Source organism: Pectobacterium aquaticum (assembly GCF_003382565.3).
GTDB classification, from domain to species: domain Bacteria; phylum Pseudomonadota; class Gammaproteobacteria; order Enterobacterales; family Enterobacteriaceae; genus Pectobacterium; species Pectobacterium aquaticum.
Genome location: NZ_CP086253.1, coordinates 530,493 through 550,074 on the forward strand (window position 1 = coordinate 530,493; position 19,582 = coordinate 550,074).

A 19,582-nucleotide genomic window follows, 5' to 3' on the forward strand; every position below is an offset into this window, starting at 1 on the left:
ATTTGTAAGGAGCATCATGCTGACAGAGCAGTTTATTCAACAGACATACCTGAAACACATGAACCTCTTCCTGCATCAGGATGAGTGGCAGGCGGATATCAGTAACGATCTGCAGGACTACATGAATACGGATATCGTGTTTCATAGCCAGCGATTGTTACCTGTTATGCAGTTTATGCTCGATCAGATCCCCGGCAATCGGCAGCTACGGGCTCGTTGTCAACTGAGTGAGCGAATCTTGACACTGTGGATTTTGGGGCTGGATGCGTTGGCCACAGCCAGTGGCAATACACGATTGTTGCCGAGGTCCTCTCCGGAGAGCAGCGGCAGGGTTGACTGTTTATTACCAGGCGATCCGTCGGCATTACTGGATTTGTCGGATGCCGACTTTATCCAACTGACGGCACAGGGCGAGCGACATACTGATGACGTCATTCCCCGCGAGCAACTGGCGCAAACGATGCAGCACTGGTCACGGTTTGAATCCTGGTTGAGTCGCGCGTTGGCGCAGACGGGAGAGCACTGTGTAGCGCAGTTGGCTGCATTGCAGCGGCATTGTGACGTTGATGAACGGGTTGTCCGGCGTTTTGACACGGATTTTGGGTTTATCACTGTGAACCTGGGGCCGGTTAATCCAGAGAGCGTGAGTGCGACAGACCCGGTTGAGTTCGTCAAACGGGTTTGCCGCCGTGAGATACACCCCGTTGCGTTGGAGAGCCGGATTCACTATCACAATGGTGCCATCATTGGCCGTTTTTCCGTTCAGAAAGATGTTGCGAACGTGAATCAGCTGACTGCGGCAGACTACGGTGACGTTGTGCGGCAGGCGATAGGCTGGCTGCGTGACGAACGTCGACGCCTGAAGCTCGATAGTTACTCACCGGCGCCAGCGTTACGCCTGGTTGCCTGACTGATTACTTAACTTTTTACCCGGCAGGGGAACGCCCTGTCGGGCCTCCTGCCATCACTATTTTGACAGGAGTACATAATGTGCATTATTCATGAATACATTCAGCATGCGTATCAGCGGACATTAGGTTACGCACCAGATTATGACGATATATGTTGGCAGTTGGATGAGGATGCCGGTATTACTTACGTTAATACGCAGACATTGTTTGAAAACGAGCAACTAACGGCTGTAATGGAAACCATGTTGGAGCGTCTTGATACAGATGACGTTAAGCGTGAACGCAGCAGGAAAGTTCTGACGTTGTGGATAAACGCCACGAACTGGCAGGCTAATGGTAACGGGGTAGAACATGGGTATTTGTATCTTCCCCGTGTTCACCCGCAAATCAGTGGTCGAACCGACCAGTTGCTGCGCGCTGACATTATGCCTCTCTACGAACTGGATGAAGCGGCGTTTCGTGAGGCCTCTGGACAAAGCGACAGTTTGCCGGATGAGTACGTGACTCTGGCGCAATTTCGGCAGAGTGAACGCTACTGGTTTCGATTTATGGATCACCTGGAGCGATCGTTGCGTGATGTTTCTCATCAGTGTGCAGAAACGCTGACGCAGTTTGTCAGCAACTGCACATTTGAGGAAAAACAGATACGGCGTTGGCGTGGTAGTGCCGGTGAAATACGTTTATACATGTCCCAACAGTCCATTGACGAGATAGATATCATGGAGTTTGAGGATGATTTTTTGACCCAGCATGTCGATGCGATAGCTGCAGGAATTTATGTACCAGTGACCTTCCGCGCCGATATTCATTATCGCAATGGTGCTGTAATGAAGAGTTTTACGGGTGATACGGAAGTCAATGATCCTGAGCACCCGAATGCATCGGATTATTATGAGGTTATGGTCGATGCAATTGAGTGGATACGAGAGGAATCAGAACATGTGGTATCGCTGTTAAACAACATTAGCCAGCCAATGGGGGAAGTTCATCAATTGGCAGCTTAAAAAACAGAAAGCACTCCTTCGGGGGTGCTTTTTGCTATGGATGCGAATTACCGAATAAATGAAGTATATTAAGAGAAACTAAATAGAACCAGGACGGAGAAACCGTGACGTACAATTTAGGTGATTTACCGCGAGATGAACGGGAAAAAGTGAACGTCGATCTAGCTGCGTCAGGTGTTGCATACAAAGAACGTCTAAATCTGCCTGTTATCGCTGAGCAGGTTGAACGAGAACAACCCGAACATTTACGTGAATATTTTCGACAACGCGTGATGCATTATAGAGACGTGAGTAAAAGCCTACCTCGTGGCACAGATCCTTTATATCAGAAGATGGCTGAGGATAATGGTAGGAAATAAGTGATATTGATAATTAAGCCAATGGCATAAAAGTCTGAATATATACTCTATAGAGAGAATTGCGCCAACGGTAAATGTTCGCAGCGCAATCCTAAGTAATTCAGTCTTGTGCTTTCAGGCAATGAAAGGTTCATACTAGTTCGCCTGACTTTAGTCTTTGTAGTCATATAATAGTAGTGTTGAGCTGTGATTGACCTAGCTCGTGTGCGAATGTCGATGCGTTATCCCTTTTCATGTGGTCAATTTCTTGAAATATCGTCCAAAGCTCCATTCGATAGGAGTGCGTTGTAGGGTAAGGGTCCCCCCAGATTACAGCATTCATGAATGACGTTGCGACATCAGCCAAATTGTGGTCACTCTGAAGTTTGATATGAGTGCGAATGGCAACGGTCAGCAGATATGCTTTGAACGATACAGATAGCTTTTCGCTGGGAATAATGTCTTCCAGTATTGAACCAAGCACCTTGGTGGCTTCTTTGGAAATATAGTGTCGGTCAAAATCCTCAGCGATAAGTGTGGACTCTGGAATCTCTGAATCATCAATGTGTGCACATTGTTCTGCCCAATCAGTGGCAACGCTGACTAATCGATAGAGAAGATAATGAAAAGGTGTTGGCCATTCCTGATAATCTTCTTTGTCTGACTGCCTAGGCATTTTCTTCAAGATCTTTTCTGCGAAATGCCCAAAATAGTGCAGCCCCATGTGATCTTTTAAACCCTGATGAATCCCCTCGTGAACCATGACTTCGAAGAGTGTTATGCTCGAATTGATTGGACAGCGAAATCTCCCCACTTCGTAGTAGGAGCCCAACGATCCACTGAGTTTCTCGGCTAGCTTGCTGTCTTCATCTAGTCGCCGACATACAGCCTCACCTATAGCTTTATCCAGACCGTTCTTCAGCGCAGCATTTGCATCTGCAAAGAAAAATCGAAGCAAGCGGTTATTTTCTGGGAGGTGAAGGCGGCTTCCAACACTCAGATTTTGGTTATTTTTCAATTCTACGTAAAGACGACTCCCTGGTTTATCGAGTAGCGCATCTATGTATTGTTCAATGAAATCAGAGCGTATTGCTTCGTCTGACTCAAGGAGCTTGAGGCAAAAATACGGGTGGGTCACCGCTAGATAGGTGACCAGTTCAGGAGAACTGACTAAATTCAAAAGAATATCACGGGCTTGCGTGCTGCTATCGTCACGAGACAGGTGCCATGACTTTAAATATTGCAGAAAGGAACTCCGTTGCTTCCTCCAAGTTGATAGGTCTTTATTACTCCTTTGCTCCCCGCGTAACAGTGCAGCTATGTCAATTTGGGGGCTGTCGAAACGATCAACCCAGCGTATAAGCAAGGACTGCTGCTTAGTCAGGGAAATGAGCCTCGGCAATTGTGGCTCGACTAGCAGCACCAACTCGTCATAACGCTTGGTAAGCTGTAAGTTCTCAATCAACTCACGAAAAGTATGGATTTTTCCTCGAGCAAGCCTAGGGCGCTTTGTGCGCAAAAAAAAGTAGATGGCGGCAGCGAGGAGAAGTAGGTAAACGGCACTTGAACTATCAAGCCCCCATTTCCACGGTCCTAGACTGTAGTACAGTCCAAGCTTCATTAGGGCAGGGGCAAATACCAAATAGTTGCATAGAAGAAAGACGCAGATACCTATACTCCAATCCCACCTAGTCATGCAAAAACGAAGTCGAAGTTTGCTAGTAGGAGAGATCAGTGCCCATACTGCGGCTATGACGCTCAGGATGGTGAGCAAACTGGTAGTGTCAATTTTGACGGGATCTGTCATAACGTGTTTTTATCCTTTGATTTATCAACAAAGATTACATGCAAGTGACACCGTATGGCGAATAAAGTTTTTCAAAGCATTATTGGTTTTTAATGGCGATAACGTTCCTTTTCCCGCACGGTACGAGCATGATTTTTCACGATGGGATACAGGGCATGGCTTACTCGGATACGCCAGAACAATCCGCTGTTATCAACTGGAGAGGGCGACATCTGGTCGTTAATGCTTTTGCGGGCACTGGTAAAACGACAACGCTGGTTCGCTACGCACAGGCAAACCCTGACCAAAAGATGCTCTACCTTGCGTATAATCGCGCTGTTCGTGATGAAGCAGAGCGCAAGTTTCCATTCAATGTTGAGTGTCAGACCTCTCACCAGCTGGCATGGATGAAATTTGGTAAGCATCTAAAGCCGAGATTAACACCCAATTTGCGCATTACCGACGTCGGTCGGAAACTGAATACCCGCCACTGGCCGCTGGTCAGAATGGCGTTGACTGCGCTGAACCATTTCCTGGGCAGCGCTTCTTTTGCTCTCGGTTATGAGCATCTTCCGGATGAGAGCGATCGCGAAGGACTGGATGCAGACAAGATATTGGGGGCGGCTCAGTTTCTATGGAACGAGATGAGTCGCATCGATTCGACGTTTCCTGTCACGCATGATACCTATCTGAAATTGTTCCAGTTATCCTCGCCCGATTTGTCGAAACGTTGGGACACGATCCTGTTTGATGAAGCGCAGGATGCAAATCCTGTCATCAGTTCGCTGGTACTCACTCAGAATTGCAATGTCGTCCTGGTTGGTGATCGCCATCAGCAGATTTACCGTTTTCGTGGGGCCGATAACGCGCTGAATGCGCCAGCACTGGAAGGCGCTGACCGTTTGTGGCTGACGCAGAGCTTTCGATTTGGTCCGGCTGTTGCAGAAATGGCGAATATCTTGCTGGCACGCCAGGAAGAAACACATCCAGTAATTGGCAATGGCGGTAGTGACGATGTGGTTGATCGGTTGCCTGCGGACGTTTCTCGTTACACTGTGCTCAGCCGGACGGTTGCCGGCGTCATTGGTGCTGCGCTCTACGAGAGTATGAAAGAGAAGCGCGTGTTCTGGGTTGGGGGGATTGAAGGCTATAAAACGGAAGAGCTGGAAGATTTGTACTGGTTTTCAGTCGATATACCTGAACGGATGCGTACACCACGTCTTAGCCGTGAATACCGGGATTTTGAAGAGTATAAATCTATCGCCAAGGCAACCAACGACGTCGAAATGAATCAGGCGATCGGCTTACTTGATAAATATTTCCCGCTCCCGCAAAAATTACAGGTCTTACGCCGTCAGGCGACGACGAATGAAAAAGATGCCGATGTTGTGGTGTCGACCGCGCATCGTAGCAAGGGGTTGGAATGGGATACGGTAATCCTAAACGATGACTTCTCGGATATTACCGACCCGTTGTTATCTGAAGCTACCAGGACAGATGAAACTAATTTGCTGTATGTGGCGACAACCCGAGCTCGGAAGTTACTGGTTAGAAATGACTTACTAAAATTGCTCTGTGAACAAGAAGATCTTGACGTTCTCGCTGGGATGCAACCAACTAACAAGTTAGAGTCTGGTTAGTGTATGATGAGCATTGAATACAATGCTGAAACGTGGTATCCCTCAGGGTTATGATGCTGGAAGTTATATTGACATTTCTCGATAAAATTAGCCCCTTACCACAAGTTTTATTAATTTTCTTGGTTTTCCGATACCCTCTGTACTCTTTCATTGTCAGTGGGGGTATCGCAGGGGTAACTATAATTGTGACATACAATTCGTTGATTTCATGGTTATTAGGTGGAACCGCCATCATCATTTCTGGTGGGGTAATAGTTATGTTTCTTTATGATTATTTAAGATTCAGGCGATAAATATAAGTTGTAGGGAAAGTAATCTAGGTGCTGATAATAAATGGAAATGTAATTAAAAATTCATAGGCCGCAGATGCTTCCTATGAATCGAAGACACTTAATGTATTGTTTTTTCAATATTGAATACTGAGCTTAGAACTCCATCTAGTTCGCCTTGCATATCTCCGATAAAACAAATTTTTGAATTTGATGGGGCTTTTTTTAAAGTGGCTTTAACTTTATTTTTAAGCGGTGTTTCACCAACCTTAATTTCTTGGATAGTTAAAGTTTCATTAGGGGTTTGATGATTTGCAAGGGCCTCAAAGGCTGCTTGACCAACTAAAGTAAAATGAGGTTCGCCATTGATAATTTTACCGCCCGAGAGACAGCAGTAAAATTTTTTACGATCATACTCAACCTCGAGAACCATCAAGGCAATTAATGTGCCTTCTGGTATGTTGAGTTGTTTGATGAGTTGTGAGTACGTCTCATCCGATGGTTTAGTGTCTGTGAGCATTTTTGATTTAATAATTGACATGAAATATCCTTTTTTAGATTGCTGTAGTGGTTTTTACGATCTATTTAATTCGTTAATTACTAAATAACCAGTTAGCAGAGTTGGAAGTAAATAACTTCGCACATTTATATGTCACTTTTCATTCCCATCATAAGGGGGTAGTTATGAAGTGATGACATTTCCGGAAGTATATCTATATCGTGCGAAGTAATTTAGGTGGCTTAAGTCCGCTACTAGGTACATCCTGAATGTAAAAATTAGTCGAACATTAAACTCTACATTACTTGAATAGCTAAGGTACTGTTGGGAAAAATCTGCTTCAAGGCTTGAAATAGTCAAAATTAATAGCACCTTTTTACAAGGTATTGCTAGTTTGAGCAACGATTAATCTCAATAATTTTTAAAATGCAAAAAGAGTTTCTTCTTGCCTCTGGTCTGTGAGCCGCTCAAGACTGTGCCGCTTACTGGCCGGAGGCAATCATGTTCAACCGAATAAAGAATTTTATTGTTGGAACGGATAACGTTCCTCGAAGCGAAGCTATTTCGCCTGAATCAACCTGCCCGCCCGGATATCACCCCCCTCTTTCTGTTGATGCGTTGATTTTGCCTCCAAAGCGACAGACTTTTCTCCTGCAGCTCAACGATAACCATGCATTGCCGTCGGCATTCTATCGACAATGTTATCTGACTCCCTTGTTTTCATTACTCAGCCGTGCTCAGAACCTACCTGCCTCGAAAGAGGGGGGCTGGGCATATGCCGGCGCGTTTGGAGATTTGACCGTGCAGTTCGCTGCGTATGCAGTCAGGTTGGCCAAGGGGAGAACGTTGCCTCCAGGGATCCCGCCAGAAGAACAAGCGGCTCAGGGATTACTCTGGAATGCAGTCGTGTTCTGGTCGGCCTTGTTTTATCACTTGCCCTTGCTTTGTGAGTGGGAAGGGGAACTGGATGGCGGGGAATGCTGGATGCCGGGATTTACTATTCCGGGAAGGCCATTTCGCTTTCGACATTGTGTGGATAAATTATCTCCATCCTATGCGCAAGGTCGAGTATCGCTGTTGGCTGCTCAGTTACTGCCATTATCAGCGCTTCCCTGGTTATCAAGCATTCCTGATGCGTTCGATTGCCTGGCTCAACGTATGCAGGGGAGACCCGCAACGATCGCTCTGATTGATGAGCTGCTACTGTCGGCCGCAGAGAAATGTGGGGCGCCATCGCTAACTGGTATGTTGCCACCGGCACTGCTGGCGGCGGACAGCGTTGGGGCTGCAATTTTACCTCTAGAACCTTTAGTTGCTTCAGCTCTCACATCATCGCTGCCTGGTAGCAATTCATCAGTAGCTGCTAACGGTAACATATCGTCTCCGAGTCCAGACTCTGAGCCCGCAATACAAAAACAGGAACCATTGCTCGAACATGAACTAGTTTCACTTCTGGATTCAGCTGTACCAGAGGGGGCAGCCCCTGCTGCTGAAAAACAACCCATGGCAGATCAGGTCCCGGAACCTACTCAAAATGATACTCAGGCGCTTCTGAGTCTTTTTTCCGGCATAGGAGAGTCGCCAGTGCCGGAAGTTGAAGATGCACCGTCTATAGATACCCCTGTCCCAGAGGAAATAAACAACCAAAAGGAGAATGAAAATGTTCCGCTGACTGGGCCGGAAACATCCCCAATTTCTCCGTCAGAAAATAACGAAAATATTCGAGAAGATAATAATAGAGGCGTGATATTCCTGGAGTGGTTATCAGCAGGTTTAATTGAGGGGAAAATAAGAATAAATGAAGAGGGCGCGCGTGCCCACATTGTGGCCGGATTCGTCTTCTTATGCGTCCCTGAAATATTTTATCAGTTTCAGAAGGAGACTGGAAATAAGGGAAAGCGCAACACACTACAGTCATCGTTTGAGCGTCTGGGGGTACATCGTGTTGCTGATGGCAAGCGCTTTCTGCAGGCCAGAATATACAGTACCCCGTCCGGGACAGGGGCGTATCAAAACATTAACGGTTATCTGGTTAAAGCTTCGTCGCTTTACCGGGGGAATAGGATTCCTGACGAGAGTACATTATTGATTCTGCCCTGATGTATGGCAATCTAATTAGCGGGCTAATGTTTAGCCTGCACACAGCAAAGGTGCATTTGTGCTCTTTATTAGAAAGGAATTTATATGTCAGATAAGTCAATGACCTGGGACGAAATCGTTGATGAGTATTTTTTCTCGCATAACTTACGTGGGGCAACAGAAATTAGCTATCGTAGGGTGGTGAGTTGTTTTAGTCGATTCATTGGTGAATCAGTTTTTCCTACCCAAATAACAAACAGGGATGTGTTGAAGTGGCGCCGAAATCTATTAAAAGAGCGCAATTTATCTACGCATACGTGGAATAACAAGGTGGCTCATATGCGGCCAATATTTAATTTTGCGATAGAGCATAATTTAATAGAGCAGGACAAGAATCCCTTTAACGGTACCGCTGTTAAAAAAGCGCGAAAAAAGAAAAAAACTCTAACGCGTGAACAACTCACTGCCATTTATCTGCGGATGCAGCGAATAGAATCTGAAGAGCCTCATGCTACCTGGGGACAGCGGTGCGCACTTTACCCTGCCTGGTACTGGCTCACCGTGCTCGATACGCTCCGCTACACAGGGATGAGGCAGAATCAATTGCTGCATATTCGGCTGCAGGATATCAATCTGGATGAGGGATACATTGAGCTGCGTCTGGAGGGAAGTAAAACACATAGAGAATGGCGTGTTCCTGCCGTTCGCCAGCTGCGTGCGAGGCTGGCATCGCTACTGGCACGGGCAAAACTGGCTGGTGCCGAACCCTCCGACATTTTGTTTGATGTAACCCGTTTTATGAAATCTCGCCAGCATAAAGATGAATATCAGTACGATGAAAAGAGAGCACAGCAAACCATCCGATCTTTTTTCAACAGATTGTCCCGAGATTGTGGATTTCTGGTGTCAGCACATCGCTTCCGTCATACGTTGGCGACGGAGTTGATGAAAGCCCCGGAGCGTAATTTGCTGCTGGTTAAAGATCTACTGGGGCATCGAAATGTGAGCACGACAATGGAATATGTCGAGCTGAACATGGAGATCGTGGGGCGAACACTGGAAAAAGAGCTGGCGTTACATACGGATATTTATGCGCAACCCGTTTTACATGACTTGACAGTAATGTAATTCACTGTAACCATACGCGGGAACGAGAAAAGGGAATCTGTTGGCGCAGATTCCCTATCTTGAGGATTTCAGTTCTTATTCACAGTGCAGCCTTTCGCTTATCTCTGCACAGGAACGATTTTATGACCGAACCCTGTATTAACCGCCCGTTAAGTTTCTCAAATTCTTAACCAGCGTGCTTTGATGCAAGTGGTGCCCGGACTCGGAATCGAACCAAGGACACGAGGATTTTCAATCCTCTGCTCTACCGACTGAGCTATCCGGGCAACGGGGCGCATTAAACCTTAATCCCGTATTATCGTCAACCCTATTTAGGGAAAAACCGTTCAACTGCTTAAGTTTGCGGCAATCTGTTCGGGTAGGCGTCGATTTTACACAAATCTTCCAGATTGATGCGTATCAACGGGTAATGCTGATAGCGAAAAGAGGGGGGCGATATGGAGAACAACTAGCTTGAACTACGTCAGCATGCAGATTCGGGGATTGAAACGATCAAGGCACATTTTGAAGGGCACGCCTATGATCCACACTGGCACGACAGCTACCTCGTGGGGGTGACCCTTTCCGGTACGCAGCAGTTTCACTGCCGTCGTGAACGACATCATAGTCGTCCTAGTGATGCCCTTTTGCTGGAGCTAGGTGAAATCCACGACGGTGACGCGTTGCTTTAAACGTCAATTTCATCTGGCTTCGCACGCCTGACTGATCCAACTTCGTTTAGCGAAAGCGCACCACCGTTGCCATGGTGCGCTTTCAGCGCCTGTTCGTTTCCGCCTGGGCAGGCATGCTCGCTTAGGTCAACGCGCCATTTCTGCGGCACAGCGCAAAGCGTAAAACATCTTCTGCTAGCCGTTGGGCAGTAGCGATACTGGCAGCCTGACGCTTGACCAGCAGGTTGCTCAGGCAGCCCTCCAGAATCAATTCCATCTGCTGTGCCACCATCTCGGGATCGTCGGTTTCCAGCTCTTCCAGCAAGTCGCGAGTGTATTGGTAAGATGCCTGCTTCTGCTGTTCCGCAATTTGGTGAATAGGGTGATTGATATCAGGGAAGAAGCTGCACGCGGCAATAAACAAGCAGCCTGGATAACGCTGTTGATTCACCGACTCATGTAGCACCTGATAGCGCGCCAGCAGCTTTTGCTCAATGGTTTTCTCGTCGTCTAAGAGAAGCTGACGCCGCCAGGTATCGACCTGCTGACTATGATGGCGCAGGCCGTCGTACAGCAGTGCCTCCCGATCCGGCCAGAATGGCGTCAGTTCCTCTACCGGAACGCCTAGTCTCTCCGCAAGCATATCCAGCGTCGTCATGGAAAATCCGTGCTGCTCCAGCAGAGTAAGCGCATGTTCAAGAACGTCTTCCCGTTGCATTAGGTCTCCTCCAGAAGCACATATAACGTGTCGTTTATGGGCTGAATTTCTGTAAATGCGTCTTAAATTGTTCAGCGTTCATAAAACCGGTGACGCGCGAGCCGGGGATCTCTTTCCCCTGAGCGTCAAAAAAGACGATGGTCGGCAGCCCTAAAACCTGTAGCTTTTTCAGCAGCGCGTTTTGTTCTTCGCGGTTAGCGGTGACGTCCGCCTGCAGTAGCGTGATGCGTGACAGATGGTTTTGCACCGCTGGGTCGCTAAACGTGTATTTCTCGAACTCTTTGCAGGCCACGCACCAGTCAGCGTAAAGATCGAGCATAACAGGCTGAGCGCTCTTTGCCAGCGCACTGTTGAGATCGGCAATATTGGCGACAGGGGCGAAGTTCAGTGCTGAGCTATGAGCTTGCACCACGCCAGCCGGAGGAAATACCCAGTCTTGCAGCGGCTTGGCGCTGATCACCACGCCTGCCAGCAGCAGTAGCTGTACGCCACGCATCCAGCCTTTGCTACTGCGCAGCGTCAGCATGAGCGCCCAGCCGAAGAAGGCGATGCCCAGTGCGCTCCACAGCCGCATTCCCCACGTTTCACCCAGAATGCGTTCAAGCAGGAAGACGGGGAGCGCCAGAATAATGAAACCAAACGCTTCCTTAACGTACTGCATCCACGGGCCGCTGCGCGGCAGCAGTTTGTTGCCAAACAGCGTGACCAGAATGAGCGGTAAGCCCATGCCAAGCGCGTAGAGATAAAGCGTGCCGCCGCCTGCCAGCATGTTGCCGCTCTGGGCGATATAAAGCAGGATGGCGCTGAGCGGCGCCGTGGTGCAGGGGGAACAAATCAGCCCAGCCAGCGCGCCCATGCAGAATACGCCAGTGACGGAGCCGCCTTGCTGACGGTTGCTCCACTCTGTCAGTCGGGTTTGTACCGAGGACGGGAGCTGGAGCGTATACAGGCCAAACATGGACAGCGCGAGTGCGGCAAACATCACCGACAGGCCAATCAAAATATAGGGATGCTGGAGCGCGGCCTGAAAGCGTAATCCGGCGGCGGCGACAACCAGCCCGAGCAGCGTGTAGGTGAGCGCCATGCCCTGCACATAGGTCATCGACAGCAGCAGCGTGCGGCGCGGCGTCAGCTGTTCTTTTCTGCCCAACACCAGACTGGCAATCAGCGGGTACATCGGCAGGACGCAGGGGGTGAAGGCGACGCCGATACCAATCAACAGCGCCCACCACGGCGAGAACGGCATCGGTGTGGTCTGCGGCGGTGCCATCTGGCTCAAGACTACATTGGGCGGTGCATCCGTGCCTGTGTTATCCAGCACCTGACTGAGAGGAACGACGCGCGTTTCCGGCGGATAGCAGAAACCGGCATCGGCGCAGCCTTGATAGGTGACTTTAACCGTCGCACCGCTTTCAGCGCGTTCAATGGGAACCGCTAGCGCCAGCCGATCCCGCAGGATAAAGACCTGACCGAAGAATTCGTCGTTATGGCTTTCGCCCTGCGGCAATTCCACCTTGCCAAGCGTGGCTCCGTTCTCTTCGATCTTGATTTGTGCGCGGTACAGGTAGTAATCGGGATGGATATCCCAGCGCAGGTTGAGCTGGTTATCCTGCTGCTGAAACTCAAAGGCGAAAGCACTATCGACCGGCAGAAAGCGTGATGTCGTGCTGTTGCCAAACAGTTTCTGACCGAAAGAAGAGGCGGCCACACTGGGTGTGCCGAAAGCCGTCCATAACAGGAAAATCAGCGTAAAGATGCGTTGAGCCATGTCAGATAATCGCTATCGCCCCCAGATACCGGCAGGACTAACAGCTCCGGCGTATCGTAAGGGTGTTGTTGTTTCAGGTGAGTCAGCAGCGCTTGCTGATGTGAGGTATCGCTTTTTATCAGCATTTGTACTTCTGATTGTTGTTCGAGCTTGCCTTCCCAGTAGTAGAGCGAACGTGCACCGGGAAGCAGGGTGACGCAGGCGGCAAGCCGCGTTTCCAGCAGCGAGTCGGCAAGCCGTTGCGCGCAGGCGTCGTCAGGTGCGGTACATAATATGACGACAGCATCGCAAAGTGGGCGGTCAGACATCATATCCTCCGTGTCAGATGAACAAATTCCAGACAACCAGAGCCACACTATACCTTGCTTTATTGTTTGAAGGGAATGCGGCGGATCGACGAGTTAAGCCGATCCGCGAGGGACTGCCTGAAAGGCAATCTTTAGATCAGGATGCTACCAAGGATAAAGCCAAATATCACCGACAGCGTAATTGCCATCACGCCCGGAATCAGGAAGGAGTGGTTAAACACAAACTTGCCGATACGCGTTGAGCCAGTGTCGTCCATCTCCACGGCGGCCAACAGAGTCGGGTAGGTCGGCAGAACGAACAGAGCAGAAACGGCAGCAAAAGATGCCACGGCCGTGACCGGAGATACGCCCAACAGCAGCGCAGCAGGCATTAGCGCTTTTGCCGTTGCCGCCTGTGAGTAAAGCAGCGTGGCGGCGAAGAACAGCACGACAGCCAGCATCCACGGATAGCTTTGCAGCAGCGCACCAGCGGTATCCTGAATATCGGAAATGTGTGCTTTAACAAAGGTATCGCCCAGCCAGGCCACACCCATCACGCAGATACAGGCGCTCATGCCGGACTTAAACGTGCTGGCAGAGAGGATGCGCGCGGTGTCGATTTTGCAGGTGATGCAAATCAGCGTAGCGATCGTCAGCATAAAGACCACAATCGCTTCGTTACGTGGCAAAACCGGATTCTGAATCAGCCCAACCGTGCCGCTGATCGCCGTGGCATACAGAACGACAGCGACGATGCCGATCAGAAACAGCATCACGGAAAGTTTGGCACCCGGTTTGACCTCATGCTGGCTATTACCGCGCAGGGTGGTTTCACCTTTTTTCAGACGTTCCTGATAAATCGGATCGTCTTTCAGCTCTTTACCCAGGAAGTTGGTCACAATGGCCGTCAGCATGATCGCGGCCAGCGTGGTAGGAATACAAATGCCTAACAGCAGCAGGTAGCTGACCCCGTGCGGCTCAAGAATACCCGCGACAAACACCACCGCCGCCGAGATCGGCGAGGCGGTAATCGCGATTTGCGAGGCGACGACGGCGATAGAGAGCGGACGAGAAGGGCGAATCCCCTGCTCTTTGGCAACTTCGGCGATAACGGGCAGGGTGGAAAACGCGGTGTGTCCGGTTCCTGCCAGAATCGTCATGAAGTAGGTGACCAGCGGCGCGAGAAAGGTGACGTATTTCGGGTGCTTACGCAGCAGTTTCTCCGCCAGACTGACCAGATAATCCATTCCGCCCGCCACCTGCATGGCGGCGATGGCGGCGATAACGGCCATGATAATTTCAATCACATCAAAAGGGATGACGCCGGGCTTTATCTGAAACCCCAGCGTAAGAACAAGCACCCCAAGGCCCCCGGCGAAACCAATGCCGATGCCTCCTAGCCTCGCCCCCAAATAGATGGCGAGCAGAACGATCAGTAACTCAAGACCAAGCATGACTATGCTCCTTAATTAATAAAAAATTCAATCTACTCGTCATACTTCAAGCTGCTTGTGCGTTGGCAATACTCGGCTCATTTCTGAGCCTCGCCCTGAAGGGCCGCCGCAAGCGGCGTTCAAATCGGCGAAGCCAATTTGTCCTTACTCACCCCAGTCACTTACTTGTGTAAGCTCCTGGGGATTCGTGCGGTTGCCGCCTTCACGCAACTCGAATTATTTAGAGTACATAACTTATTCTTATGGCCGTAGACGGCAAAAAATAAAGGCACGCTGTTCTTCGTGAACGGACGTGCCTGTTGGTATTAGGTGTTGGTGTTAGGGAAGCTCGTTTTCATCGGTGTAGCGTTTAGCTTTGTACGCCGGATGCATCAGGTTCTGGATGGAGAAAATGTCATCCAGCTCGGCTTCCGTAAGTAGGCCGCGCTCCAGGACAACTTCACGCACGCTTTTCCCCGTTTCTGCACAGATTCTGCCGACGATATCGCCGTTGTGGTGGCCGATGAACGGGTTCAGGTACGTCACAATCCCGATGGAGTTGAAGACATAGGCTTCGCACACGCTCTTATTGGCGGTGATGCCGTTGACGCATTTTTCCAGCAGGTTGTAGCAGGCATTGGTCAGGATGTGGGTCGATTCAAACATCGCCTGACCGATAACCGGTTCCATTACGTTTAACTGTAATTGCCCAGCCTCTGACGCCATCGTGACGCAGGTATCGTTACCGATGACCTTGAAACACACCTGATTGACAACTTCCGGCACCACTGGGTTAACCTTGGCTGGCATGATTGAAGAACCTGCCTGCAACTCCGGCAGGTTGATTTCATTCAGGCCAGCGCGCGGGCCGGAAGAAAGCAGACGCAGGTCATTACAGATCTTCGACAGCTTCACGGCCAGACGCTTCAGCGAACTGTGTACCATCACATAAGCACCACAGTCTGACGTGGCTTCGATCAAATCTTCCGCTGGCACACACGGCAGGCCGCTGACTTCCGCCAGACGCTGTACCGCCAGTTGCTGGTAGCCGTCCGGCGTATTCAGGCGCGTACCGATTGCGGTCGCGCCCAGATTGACCTCAAGCAGCAGCTCCGACGTGCGCAGCAGGTTTTTGATTTCTTCCTGCAACAACACGTTAAATGCATGAAATTCTTGGCCGAGCGTCATCGGTACGGCGTCCTGCAACTGGGTGCGGCCCATTTTCAGCACGTCTTCAAACTCTTTGGCTTTGCGCTCGAAACCCTCACTCAACTTCGCTATCGCCTCCGTCAGTTTCAGTACGGCCGCGTAGACCGCGATACGAAATCCGGTGGGGTAGGCATCATTGGTGGACTGGCATTTATTCAGGTGATCGTTAGGGTTTAGATACTGGTATTCACCTTTCTGGTGGCCCATTAACTCCAGGCCAATATTGGCTAATACTTCGTTGGTATTCATGTTAACCGACGTGCCAGCGCCCCCTTGATAGACATCGACTGGGAACTGATCCATGCATTTGCCGTTATTCAGCACTTCATCGCAGGCGCGGATGATGACGTCGGCGATTTTTTTCGGGATAGTTTGCAGCTCTCTGTTCGCCAGCGCTGCGGCTTTCTTCACCATGACCATACCGCGCACGAACTCGGGTATATCACTGATTTTATTGTTACTGATATAGAAGTTTTCGACAGCGCGCAGCGTGTGAACACCATAATACGCGTCTGCGGGAACTTCTCGAGTGCCTAACAGGTCTTCTTCAATACGGATGTTTTCTGACATGAGCGTGCCTATCCTGTTGTGCGACTAGTGATGCAATTAGACGTTGTGGGCTGGTGTGTCGGGCGGCGTTATCTCGAAAAACCATTATCTTTAAAAACCATTATCTTTAAAAACAATGTGATCTCGGATAAACCGTCTTATCGCGACAATAGTCTCGGGATGTTTGACCAACCAGGAATCCATTGCCGTGAGGATATGTCGTTACGACAGCGAAAAACAGGTGTTTAGATCACTATACTGGCGTTCTCTACCACGACGGTAAATGAACTGTGACTGTAGTCACGCGTCACTATTTTAGAACAATAATCGTAGGGCGGCGGCTTGAAAATGCGCAAAGCCGTACCCATTTCAGTAAATCATGATGTGCCGGAGCGCAGAGCAGACGCGTATTTTACCTAACCCATTGGTAGTAAATCCGATGGGGAGTAAAGCGTACTGGGTTTTCAATAGCGATGGCTTAACACGTTCTTATTAACAGACGTTTTTATTAAAACAGTACGCGTAAAACACACAGGAGTACCGGGTGCGCTGGTTACCGTTATTATTTATTTTTCTTTTGGCTTACATCGAGATATCGCTGTTTATTCAGGTGGCTGAGGTGCTTGGCGTCGCCATGACGTTGCTGCTGGTCGTCTTCACCTCCTGCGTGGGCGTCTCGCTGGTGCGCAATCAGGGGATGAAAACGCTGGTGCAGATGCAGCAGAAAATGGCGGCTGGTGAAAGCCCAGCGGCCGAGATGGTAAAAAGCGTTTCACTGGTGCTGGCGGGCTTCCTGCTCCTGATTCCGGGCTTCCTGACTGACTTTCTGGGGCTGCTGTTGCTGCTACCGCCGGTGCAGAAAAGGCTGACGCTCAAACTGATGCCTCACCTGCACGTCTGGCGTTCTGGTCCTGGAGCAGGCCCAGGTGCATCGTCTTCCGGCGGTAACACCTTTGAAGGTGAATACCAGCGCAAGGATGGCGGGCGCGGAAATATTGAACACCGAGACGATAGTGACGACCGTTAACGCCAAGGTGAATTGAAAAGCAGATAAGGATTATCATATTGATAATCCTTATTTTTTATCGGATGTCAGCGATAGGCAGACACCTAACGCAAAAAAAATGAATTTTTTCCCTTGAAGGGCGGTGAAACGCCCCCATTTAGAACACCACAAGGCCGATTATGAAAAGCATAATTGTTATGAAACATAATCGTTATGAAAACATAGTCGGCGTTTATCCTAAACCGATATGGACTTTCTCAAAGGAGAGCTATCAATGAATATTCGTCCATTGCATGACCGCGTGATCGTCAAGCGCAAAGAAGTTGAGTCAAAATCTGCTGGCGGTATCGTACTGACTGGTTCCGCTGCTGGTAAATCTACCCGCGGTGAAGTTCTGGCCGTAGGTCACGGACGTATCCTGGAAAATGGCGAAGTGAAGCCGCTGGATGTGAAAGTTGGCGACATCGTTATTTTCAATGATGGCTATGGCGTGAAAGCAGAGAAGATTGATAACGAAGAAGTGTTGATAATGTCTGAAAGCGACATTCTGGCAATTGTTGAAGCGTAATTGCGCGTAATCATCTGAACTGAAAGAATTTGAGGGAAATAGACCATGGCAGCTAAAGACGTAAAATTCGGTAATGACGCGCGCGTAAAAATGCTGCGCGGCGTAAATGTACTGGCTGATGCAGTGAAGGTTACCCTGGGCCCGAAAGGCCGTAATGTCGTGTTGGATAAATCCTTCGGTGCACCGACCATTACTAAAGACGGCGTATCTGTTGCGCGTGAAATCGAGCTGGAAGACAAGTTCGAGAACATGGGCGCACAGATGGTGAAAGAAGTTGCCTCTAAAGCAAATGACGCAGCAGGCGACGGCACCACGACCGCAACCGTATTGGCGCAGGCTATCATCACTGAAGGCCTGAAAGCGGTTGCAGCGGGCATGAACCCGATGGATCTGAAGCGCGGTATCGATAAAGCCGTTATCGCTGCTGTTGAAGAGCTGAAAGCACTGTCTGTACCGTGCTCTGACTCTAAAGCTATCGCTCAGGTTGGTACCATCTCTGCTAACTCCGACGAAACCGTAGGCAAAATGATTGCCGAAGCCATGGACAAAGTCGGTAAAGAAGGTGTTATCACCGTTGAAGAAGGTACCGGTCTGCAAGATGAGCTGGACGTGGTTGAAGGTATGCAGTTCGACCGTGGCTACCTGTCTCCGTACTTCATCAACAAGCCGGAAACCGGTGCTGTAGAACTGGAAAGCCCGTTCATCCTGCTGGCTGACAAAAAAATCTCCAACATCCGCGAAATGCTGCCAGTACTGGAAGCCGTAGCGAAAGCCGGCAAACCGCTGGTTATCGTTGCTGAAGATGTTGAAGGCGAAGCGTTGGCAACGCTGGTGGTTAACACCATGCGTGGCATCGTGAAAGTAGCTGCGGTGAAAGCACCAGGCTTCGGCGACCGTCGTAAAGCTATGCTGCAGGACATCGCGACGCTGACTGGCGGTACCGTTATCTCTGAAGAGATCGGTCTGGAGCTGGAAAAAGCGACGCTGGAAGATCTGGGTCAGGCAAAACGCGTTGTGATCAACAAAGACACCACCACCATCATCGATGGTACGGGTGAAGAAGCGGCGATCCAGGGCCGTGTTGCTCAGATCCGTCAGCAGGTTGAAGAAGCAACGTCTGATTACGATCGCGAAAAACTGCAAGAGCGTGTGGCTAAACTGGCTGGCGGCGTAGCCGTTATCAAAGTTGGCGCAGCAACTGAAGTTGAAATGAAAGAGAAGAAAGCACGCGTTGAAGATGCCCTGGCTGCGACTCGCGCCGCGGTAGAAGAAGGCGTGGTTGCGGGTGGTGGTGTGGCGCTGGTTCGCGTTGCAGCTAAACTGGCTTCTCTGACTGCTCAAAACGAAGACCAAAACGTGGGTATCAAAGTTGCGCTGCGCGCGATGGAAGCACCACTGCGTCAGATCGTTTCCAACGCTGGCGAAGAGCCATCTGTGGTTGCGAACAGCGTTAAAGCAGGCGAAGGTAACTACGGTTACAACGCAGCAACGGAAGAATACGGCAACATGATCGACTTCGGTATCCTGGACCCAACCAAAGTAACCCGTTCTGCGCTGCAGTTCGCGGCTTCTGTTGCGGGTCTGATGATCACCACCGAATGTATGGTTACCGACCTGCCGAAAAGCGATGCACCTGACTTAGGTGGCGCTGGTGGTATGGGCGGCATGGGTGGTATGGGCGGCATGATGTAGTGCGACGAGAGTCGTGTAGGTAGCTAGCCTAGAGGGCTACGTCGATAG

Annotated in this window: 16 protein-coding genes, 1 tRNA gene and 2 pseudogenes; 11 read left to right on the forward strand and 8 right to left on the reverse strand. The window is 49.8% G+C overall.

Annotated features, from left to right (window positions below):
• The first annotated feature begins 16 nt into the window (after positions 1-16).
• The 3 genes from DMB82_RS02520 (at position 17) to DMB82_RS02530 (ending at position 2,274) form a co-directional block, all read left to right on the forward strand.
• Positions 17-910, forward strand: a complete 894-nt coding sequence (locus DMB82_RS02520; RefSeq protein WP_116164420.1) for a hypothetical protein — start codon at positions 17-19, stop codon at positions 908-910.
• 78 nt (positions 911-988) lie between these two features.
• On the forward strand, positions 989-1,915 hold the full coding sequence (locus DMB82_RS02525) for a hypothetical protein (protein WP_116164418.1): 927 nt from the start codon (positions 989-991) through the stop codon (positions 1,913-1,915).
• Positions 1,916-2,019: 104 nt separating this feature from the next.
• Complete coding sequence (locus DMB82_RS02530; protein ID WP_116164416.1) at positions 2,020-2,274, forward strand: DNA polymerase III subunit theta; 255 nt, start codon at positions 2,020-2,022, stop codon at positions 2,272-2,274.
• Between the two features lie 163 nt (positions 2,275-2,437).
• Here the strand turns inward: DMB82_RS02530 and DMB82_RS02535 are convergent, their stop codons facing one another.
• Complete coding sequence (locus DMB82_RS02535) at positions 2,438-4,060, reverse strand: hypothetical protein (protein WP_203448538.1); 1,623 nt, start codon at positions 4,058-4,060, stop codon at positions 2,438-2,440.
• A 155-nt stretch (positions 4,061-4,215) separates the two neighbouring features.
• Here DMB82_RS02535 and DMB82_RS02540 point away from each other — a divergent pair, with 155 nt between their 5' ends.
• Positions 4,216-5,679, forward strand: a complete 1,464-nt coding sequence (locus tag DMB82_RS02540) for a UvrD-helicase domain-containing protein (protein ID WP_116164474.1) — start codon at positions 4,216-4,218, stop codon at positions 5,677-5,679.
• A 390-nt stretch (positions 5,680-6,069) separates the two neighbouring features.
• Here the strand turns inward: DMB82_RS02540 and DMB82_RS02545 are convergent, their stop codons facing one another.
• Entirely contained in the window at positions 6,070-6,489 is a 420-nt protein-coding gene (locus DMB82_RS02545; RefSeq protein ID WP_116164414.1) for a hypothetical protein, read from the reverse strand.
• Positions 6,490-6,948: 459 nt separating this feature from the next.
• Between DMB82_RS02545 and DMB82_RS02550 the strand changes: the two genes are divergently transcribed.
• Both DMB82_RS02550 and DMB82_RS02555 read left to right on the forward strand, forming a co-directional pair.
• The gene (locus tag DMB82_RS02550) at positions 6,949-8,547 is read left to right on the forward strand and encodes a conjugal transfer nickase/helicase domain-containing protein (RefSeq protein WP_116164412.1); all 1,599 of its coding nucleotides are present in this window, start codon (positions 6,949-6,951) and stop codon (positions 8,545-8,547) included.
• An 84-nt stretch (positions 8,548-8,631) separates the two neighbouring features.
• Complete coding sequence (locus DMB82_RS02555) at positions 8,632-9,654, forward strand: tyrosine-type recombinase/integrase (RefSeq protein ID WP_116164410.1); 1,023 nt, start codon at positions 8,632-8,634, stop codon at positions 9,652-9,654.
• A gap of 190 nt (positions 9,655-9,844) precedes the next feature.
• Here DMB82_RS02555 and DMB82_RS02560 read toward each other — a convergent pair.
• A tRNA-Phe gene (locus DMB82_RS02560) sits at positions 9,845-9,920 on the reverse strand.
• A gap of 216 nt (positions 9,921-10,136) precedes the next feature.
• Here DMB82_RS02560 and DMB82_RS02565 point away from each other — a divergent pair.
• Both DMB82_RS02565 and DMB82_RS20760 read left to right on the forward strand, forming a co-directional pair.
• Positions 10,137-10,316: pseudogene (locus DMB82_RS02565) on the forward strand (AraC family ligand binding domain-containing protein); the annotation flags it as partial.
• A gap of 65 nt (positions 10,317-10,381) precedes the next feature.
• Positions 10,382-10,450 (forward strand): annotated as a pseudogene (locus DMB82_RS20760) (LysE family translocator); the annotation flags it as partial.
• On the opposite strand, the gene DMB82_RS02570 reads toward DMB82_RS20760, so the two are convergent.
• The 5 genes from DMB82_RS02570 to aspA all read right to left on the reverse strand — a co-directional run bounded on the left by DMB82_RS02570 (position 10,447) and on the right by aspA (position 16,289).
• Positions 10,447-11,022: a transcriptional regulator gene (locus tag DMB82_RS02570; RefSeq protein ID WP_102117176.1), complete on the reverse strand. Its 576-nt coding sequence runs from the start codon at positions 11,020-11,022 to the stop codon at positions 10,447-10,449. The pseudogene DMB82_RS20760 and the gene DMB82_RS02570 sit on opposite strands and share 4 nt — an antisense overlap.
• Positions 11,023-11,056: 34 nt before the next feature.
• Complete coding sequence (locus tag DMB82_RS02575) at positions 11,057-12,790, reverse strand: protein-disulfide reductase DsbD (RefSeq protein WP_116164408.1); 1,734 nt, start codon at positions 12,788-12,790, stop codon at positions 11,057-11,059.
• A complete protein-coding gene (gene cutA, locus DMB82_RS02580; RefSeq protein WP_010286405.1) occupies positions 12,766-13,098 on the reverse strand; it encodes a divalent cation tolerance protein CutA in 333 nt (110 codons plus the stop codon). Before cutA ends, DMB82_RS02575 begins: the two co-directional genes overlap by 25 nt.
• 131 nt (positions 13,099-13,229) lie before the next feature.
• Complete coding sequence (locus DMB82_RS02585; RefSeq protein WP_039470607.1) at positions 13,230-14,531, reverse strand: anaerobic C4-dicarboxylate transporter; 1,302 nt, start codon at positions 14,529-14,531, stop codon at positions 13,230-13,232.
• A gap of 318 nt (positions 14,532-14,849) precedes the next feature.
• Entirely contained in the window at positions 14,850-16,289 is a 1,440-nt protein-coding gene (aspA, locus tag DMB82_RS02590) for an aspartate ammonia-lyase (RefSeq protein WP_102117178.1), read from the reverse strand.
• Between the two features lie 523 nt (positions 16,290-16,812).
• On the opposite strand from aspA, the gene DMB82_RS02595 reads away from it, so the two are divergent.
• The 3 genes from DMB82_RS02595 to groL all read left to right on the forward strand — a co-directional run bounded on the left by DMB82_RS02595 (position 16,813) and on the right by groL (position 19,534).
• The gene (locus DMB82_RS02595; RefSeq protein ID WP_102117179.1) at positions 16,813-17,295 is read left to right on the forward strand and encodes an FxsA family protein; all 483 of its coding nucleotides are present in this window, start codon (positions 16,813-16,815) and stop codon (positions 17,293-17,295) included.
• A 253-nt stretch (positions 17,296-17,548) separates the two neighbouring features.
• Complete coding sequence (locus DMB82_RS02600) at positions 17,549-17,842, forward strand: co-chaperone GroES (RefSeq protein ID WP_005971295.1); 294 nt, start codon at positions 17,549-17,551, stop codon at positions 17,840-17,842.
• 45 nt (positions 17,843-17,887) lie between these two features.
• Positions 17,888-19,534: a chaperonin GroEL gene (groL, locus tag DMB82_RS02605; RefSeq protein ID WP_039470609.1), complete on the forward strand. Its 1,647-nt coding sequence runs from the start codon at positions 17,888-17,890 to the stop codon at positions 19,532-19,534.
• Positions 19,535-19,582 lie beyond the last annotated feature (48 nt).